Raw genomic sequence first — 6,408 nt, forward strand, 5'->3', positions numbered from 1 at the left:
CACTCAAAGTGATGGTATGACTTATGACTTTTTAACAAAAAAAACTATTCATGCGAACGCTTTTATTAATAACCATTTTATCCGTTTTTATTCAATCCGTTTTTGCACAAAATGAAAAAGTCAGGGTGTTTTTAAAAAACGGCTCAGTTTTTTCAGGGAAAGTATTGGACCCGGACAGTCCGGATGTATTTAAAATGAAATGGCGCAAAAATATTTTGGTTTTCCCTAAAACGGATATAGATACGATGTTATATCGAAATACATCAAATAAACTGGCCCTGGTGGAGGTTCCCTGGTTTTTTAAAGTTGATGGCGGCGTTCTTCCCGGAAATGCCGAAAATGAAGAAAGCGCCCCGCAGTTTTTCCACGGTTCATTTAATTATGGTTTAACCGGAAACTTTTTTGCAGGCGGCGGAACAGGCGTCGAATATTACATGGAACAGACATTTATACCGGCTTTTGCCAATTTTGAATTCAAGTTCAGGCAAACCCGGTTTTCGCCACACCTTTTTCTGAAAGCCGGCTACCTTTTTCCCGGCGAAGTGCAGCAACCATCCGATTTGTACGACGATAACGACTCCCGAAACCTGCCGCCCAAATACCTGAAAGCCAGCGGTGGAATCTTATTGAATCCCGGTTTTGGGATTACTTCCATGTTCGGGCCAAATCTTGGGTTCAGCATGGCAGCGGGCTACCGGTACCATGCTCTCAATTATTCAGGAAAAGACAAATATGAACTGGAGCAACGCTACAACAGGATAAGTTTATCCCTCGGTTTAATTTTTAAATAATGAAGGTATGAAAACAAAAAGTATAAAATGGTTCGGAATTTTCCTGCTGGTTTTTTCCATTTCAGGATGCAAAGATGTAATTTACGAAAACGACCTGCGCAATGTGCCGGTTTACATGACTTACACTGAATTGCGCTCGGCAGTAAAACAGCAAACACCCCGCAATCTGGTTAAACCGGGCAAAATCTATTTTAAAGACGGGTTCATTTTTATAAATGAAGAACTGAAAGGGATTCATATCATCGACAACCGCGATCCGCACAACCCGGTTAACACAGCTTTTATTGAAATTCCCGGAAATATCGACATGGCCATTAAAAACGATGTTTTGTATGCCGACAGTTACATCGACCTGGTGGCCATCGACATTTCCGACTTGAACAACCCAAAAGAAGTTGAGCGAATTCCCGAAGTTTTTCCTTATACCATCCCTGAGGCTACCGACCCCAACCTGCTGATGGCCGAAGTGGATGAAAAAAAAGGCGTTGTGGTTGACTGGGAAATTGATTACGCCCGGTTGCAGGTGGAGCGTAAAAACTACCCCATTTACCGCAGCGGCTGGTACGGCGAAAAAATGTATATGGATGCCGCTTATGCCAATTTTGCCACTGCTTCCTCTTCATCGCAAAGTATTGGCGGATATACCAGCAGCACTCAGGGAAACTCTTTTGGGATTGGCGGTTCCATGGCCCGGTTCGGACTGAACGGCGATTTTTTATACACCGTCGATTCTGAAGAGTTTCATATTTTCAACGTGGAAAACAGTGAAAATCCTGTTTTGGCCAGTGAAAAGAAAGCCGGGCTCGACATTGAAACCATGTTTATTCACGATGACCACATGTTTTTAGGAACCATGACCGGAATGTTGGGTTACTCACTGGCCGATCCTAAAAATCCGATGCAGATTAACAGTTACAGCCATGTGCGCAGTTGCGATCCGGTGGTGGTGCAAAACCACATTGCATATGTAACATTGCGCGGTGGTAACGAATGTGGCCGCACTGTCAGCAAGCTCGACATACTGAAGTTAAGCAGCGACTATAAGAATGCTACTCTGCAACATTCCTACACCATGCAGGAACCTTACGGACTGGGAATTGACGACGAAATCCTTTTTGTGTGCGACGGCAAAGACGGACTGCTGGTTTACGATGCCTCCAACCTGGCATTAATCGGAAGCCGGAAAATTGCACAGTTCGCCGAAATTGATGCGTTTGATGTGATCCCGTTTAACGATTTCCTGTTTATGATTGGAAAAGACGGTTTTTACCAGTACGACTATTCCAATTTGCAGGACATCCAACAGGTAAGCCACATTCCCGTTCAGGAATACAATTAAACCATGTTCAGCAGTCATACTATCACTTGAAGTGATGGTATGACTTGAATTCTTCAATTAATCACTTCGGTAATAGCGGATGGCATCGCTTTAAGCGGTGCTATCCGTTTGATTGCATTAAAACTTTGAAGATTTTTTAAGGTTGAAAAGCCTGCGACTTAGAACCTGTAACCAGCCTTCATGATTTAAACTGGGAACTTTAAACTCCCTCCCGTTGTCTGCCAACAACTAAAAGTGTATTTTTGCGTTTTTTAGAAAAACACAGAAGAAATGAGCAGAAAAAAGAGTTGGGGAATTGTTTTGTCGATTATTGTTATTTTGAATACAGGAATTGTAGCCTTGTTAATAACCGGGACAACAGCCGAGGCTGAATCCGAAGTAACCATGGAGACACCTGCCGCATTTAAAGCTGTGGAAATTCCTGATTCGGTAACTTTTGCCAACGAACCTGTTCCTCTTTGGCGGTTCGATGTGCGTGAATCGCTTGACCGTGAGTTGCTAGTGAATTCCTATTTTCATTCGCAAACCATCCGCTATATTAAAATGGCGCCGCGCTATTTTTCAATTATTGAGCCGATTTTGCAAGAAAAAGGAGTGCCTGATGATTTTAAATACCTCGCATTGGCCGAAAGCGGTTTTAATCCGCGTGCTGTTTCGCCTGCCCGTGCCGTTGGGCTTTGGCAGTTTTTGGAAGGAACTGGTCGCGATTACAGACTGGAAATCAACAGCGAAGTGGACGAACGATATCACATCGAAAAATCGACGCATGCGGCCTGCGATTATCTGCTCGATTCGTATGAAAAATACGGTTCATGGTCAGTGGTGGCAGCTGCATTTAATGCAGGAAATCGCGGAGTGGAAAGGCAAATTCTGAGGCAAAAAAATGCTTCCTATTACGACCTTCTTTTTGGAGAAGAAACCAGCCGGTATGTTTTCCGGATTATTGCACTGAAACTGATAATGGAAAACCCTGAAAAATATAATCTTTTCATTTCAGAAGACGAAAAATACCCCCTTATTCAAACCCGCGAAGTAGAAATAACCGGGAAAGTGGCCGATTTTGCCGATTTTGCGTTGGAACATGGCATCAATTACAAATTGCTCAAAGATTTTAACCCCTGGTTGCGTGATAATTTCCTGACCAATTCCGGCGGAAAAAAATACACGGTAAAAATTCCGATTATTGAATACCCTGAAGGAAGTTAACAGTTCAGGCTTGAAGTAAACAAAAAAGAAAAATGCAGGAGACAAAATATACGGATGAACTTGTTCTGGATGAGGAGTTGGATTCCGAAGAAAAAATTGTGGTTCACGGAGCGCGGGTGCACAACCTGCGAAACATAGATGTGGTGATTCCCCGCAACAAGCTCACCGTTATTACCGGATTAAGCGGTAGCGGCAAATCATCGCTGGCGTTCGATACCATTTATGCCGAAGGGCAGCGACGCTACATTGAAACATTTTCGGCTTATGCACGCTCTTTTCTGGGAAATCTTGAACGACCCGATGTGGATAAAATCACTGGTCTGAGTCCGGTTATTTCAATCGAGCAAAAAGTGACCACACGCAACCCGCGTTCAACTGTTGGTACGGTAACCGAAATTTACGACTTCCTGCGTTTGTTGTATGCACGCGCTGCCGAAGCATTTTCGTACAACACAGGCGAAAAAATGGTGAAATACACCGAAGAGAAAATCCTGCAATTGATTAAAAGTGATTTTGCCGGAAAACGAATCCATATTCTGGCGCCGGTGGTAAAAGGCCGGAAAGGCCATTACCGTGAACTGTTTGAGCAAATTCGTCGCAAAGGATTTTTACAGGCCCGGGTTGACGGCGAAATTACCGAGATAAAACACAATCACCGGGTTGACCGCTACAAAAACCACTTTATCGAGATTGTCATTGATAAACTGGTGGTGGATGAAACAAGTAGCAAACGCTTGAAAGATAGTGTGCAAACGGCCATGAAACACGGTCAAGGAATTCTTATGATATTGGATCACGATACTAGTCAGGCCAAATATTACAGCCGTTTATTGATGTGCCCAACCACCGGAATTTCATACAGTGAACCGGCGCCGCACAATTTTTCATTTAACTCGCCGCAGGGCGCCTGTCCCAAATGTAACGGACTGGGAAGAGTTACTGAAATCGATATCGATAAAATAGTTCCCGACAAAAATAAAAGCATTGCCAAAGGTGGAATTGCACCGCTGGGTTCCTATCGCAACTCATTAATTTTCTGGCAGATTGAGGCTCTCGGAGAAAAATTCGGATTCACCCTGAAAACTCCAGTAAAGAATATTTCTGAAGAAGGTTTGGATGCAGTTTTGTTCGGCACAAACGAAAGGATTCAACTGAAAAATACACCGCTCGGCACCAGCATGAATTACATGATGAGTTACGACGGCGTGGTGAAATACATTGACAGCCAGCGTGAGGATAATCCCGCCAAGCGGGCACAGAAGTGGGCAAACCAGTTTGTAAAAACAACGATTTGCCCGGCGTGCAGCGGGCAGCGTTTGAAAAAAGAATCGCTGCATTTTAAAATCGACAACAAAAACATTTCGGAGCTTGCCCAACTGGATTTAAAAGAATTGGGCGCGTGGTTTACCGGTTTGGAAGAACGACTTTCTGAAAGACAACGAAAAATTGGAACAGAGGTAATTAAAGAAATTCGAGACCGGTTGGGATTTATGCTTGACGTTGGCCTCAATTACCTGGCGCTCGACCGAACAGCGCAAAGTTTGTCTGGCGGCGAATCGCAACGCATCAGGCTGGCCACACAAATTGGTTCGCAACTGGTAAATGTGTTGTACATTCTCGACGAACCCAGCATTGGCCTGCATCACCGCGACAATTTAAAGTTGATTCATGCGCTTGAACAACTGCGAGACAGCGGAAACTCTGTAATTGTTGTGGAGCACGACAAAGATACCATGTTGCACGCAGACTGGCTCATCGATATGGGGCCTCATGCCGGACGACACGGAGGAGAAGTGGTGGCCATAGGTCCGCCGGAAGAAGTGTTAAAAGCGAATACTCTAACTTCCGATTATTTGAATAACAGAAGAAAGATTGAAGTTCCAACCAAAAGAAGAAAAGGTTCAGGAGATTTTCTGAAGGTGAAGGGATGTGCCGGCAATAATTTAAAAAACGTGACTCTTGAAATTCCACTGGGTATGTTTATTTGTGTAACCGGAGTTTCGGGCAGCGGAAAATCGTCACTCATTAACGCCACTTTGCAACCTGTTTTAAGCCAGCATTTTTACAATTCGGTTGAAGATCCACTGCCTTACAAATCGGTTGAAGGTCTGGACCTTGTGGACAAAGTTATCCGGGTTGATCAGTCGCCCATTGGCCGCACACCACGGTCGAATCCGGTAACCTATACTGGCGTATTTTCCGATATTCGCAACCTGTTCACTCAACTTCCCGAGGCAAAAATCAGAGGGTACAAACCGGGCCGGTTTTCGTTTAATGTAAAAGGAGGCCGGTGCGAAGAATGTCAGGGCGGCGGTATGAAACTCATCGAAATGAATTTTCTGCCCGATGTGTATGTGCATTGCGACAAATGCAACGGCAAACGGTACAACCGCGAAACACTGGAGGTGCGCTTCAAGGGAAAATCAATCAGCGACGTGCTTGAAATGACCATCAACCAGGGGGTGGAGTTTTTTGAAAATATTCCTTCCATCGCAATCAAACTAAAAACGTTGCAGGAGGTGGGATTGGGATACATTACGCTGGGGCAATCATCCACCACTTTATCCGGCGGTGAGTCACAACGGGTGAAACTGGCCACCGAACTTGCCAAACGCGACACCGGGAAAACATTGTATATTTTAGATGAACCAACTACCGGCCTTCATTTCGAAGACATCCGCGTTTTGCTGGATGTACTGAACAAACTGGTTGACCGGGGAAATACCGTAATTGTGATAGAACACAACATGGATGTTATAAAAGTGGCTGATCACATCATCGACCTCGGTCCGGAAGGCGGTAAAAACGGCGGCGAAATTCTTTGTACCGGAACTCCCGCAGAAATTATAAAAAACAAAAAGTCGTTTACTGCTAAATTTTTAAAAGAAGAATTGGCTATTTGATGTAGGGATTATTTATGAATAATCTGCGTTAAATCAGGATTTTGAAAGTGCTAAATCAAGTAAAAGAAAAGGGCTCAGTTTAACTTTTTGTGGAGTATTTAACTTCAAGCATATATTTTAGCAACTCTAAACAGGAAAAATTCAATATCAACCACACCTCTTTGAGTAG

At 43.9% G+C, this 6,408-nt stretch carries 4 protein-coding genes; all 4 read left to right on the forward strand.

Features of this window, described 5'->3' with window-relative positions:
• Window positions 1-50 precede the first annotated feature (50 nt).
• The 4 genes from ACESMA_RS13870 (at window position 51) to uvrA (ending at window position 6,239) form a co-directional block, all read left to right on the forward strand.
• Window positions 51-791: a hypothetical protein gene (locus ACESMA_RS13870; protein ID WP_372949439.1), complete on the forward strand. Its 741-nt coding sequence runs from the start codon at window positions 51-53 to the stop codon at window positions 789-791.
• 7 nt (window positions 792-798) lie between these two features.
• Window positions 799-2,130 (forward strand): LVIVD repeat-containing protein, encoded by a 1,332-nt coding sequence (locus ACESMA_RS13875; RefSeq protein ID WP_372949441.1) that lies wholly within the window; start codon window positions 799-801, stop codon window positions 2,128-2,130.
• A gap of 270 nt (window positions 2,131-2,400) precedes the next feature.
• A complete protein-coding gene (locus ACESMA_RS13880; RefSeq protein ID WP_372949442.1) occupies window positions 2,401-3,336 on the forward strand; it encodes a lytic transglycosylase domain-containing protein in 936 nt (311 codons plus the stop codon).
• 32 nt (window positions 3,337-3,368) lie between these two features.
• On the forward strand, window positions 3,369-6,239 hold the full coding sequence (uvrA, locus tag ACESMA_RS13885) for an excinuclease ABC subunit UvrA (protein ID WP_372949443.1): 2,871 nt from the start codon (window positions 3,369-3,371) through the stop codon (window positions 6,237-6,239).
• Window positions 6,240-6,408: the final 169 nt, after the last annotated feature.

This window comes from Mariniphaga sp., assembly GCF_041687215.1.
Lineage (GTDB): Bacteria > Bacteroidota > Bacteroidia > Bacteroidales > Prolixibacteraceae > Mariniphaga.

What these genes read in the sequence shown, in the direction of transcription:
- ACESMA_RS13870 (WP_372949439.1), top strand. Translation starts at nt 51, where the DNA reads ATGCGAACGCTTTTATTAATAACCATTTTATCCGTTTTTATTCAATCC.
- ACESMA_RS13875 (WP_372949441.1), top strand. Translation starts at nt 799, where the DNA reads ATGAAAACAAAAAGTATAAAATGGTTCGGAATTTTCCTGCTGGTTTTT.
- ACESMA_RS13880 (WP_372949442.1), top strand. Translation starts at nt 2,401, where the DNA reads ATGAGCAGAAAAAAGAGTTGGGGAATTGTTTTGTCGATTATTGTTATT.
- uvrA (WP_372949443.1), top strand. Translation starts at nt 3,369, where the DNA reads ATGCAGGAGACAAAATATACGGATGAACTTGTTCTGGATGAGGAGTTG.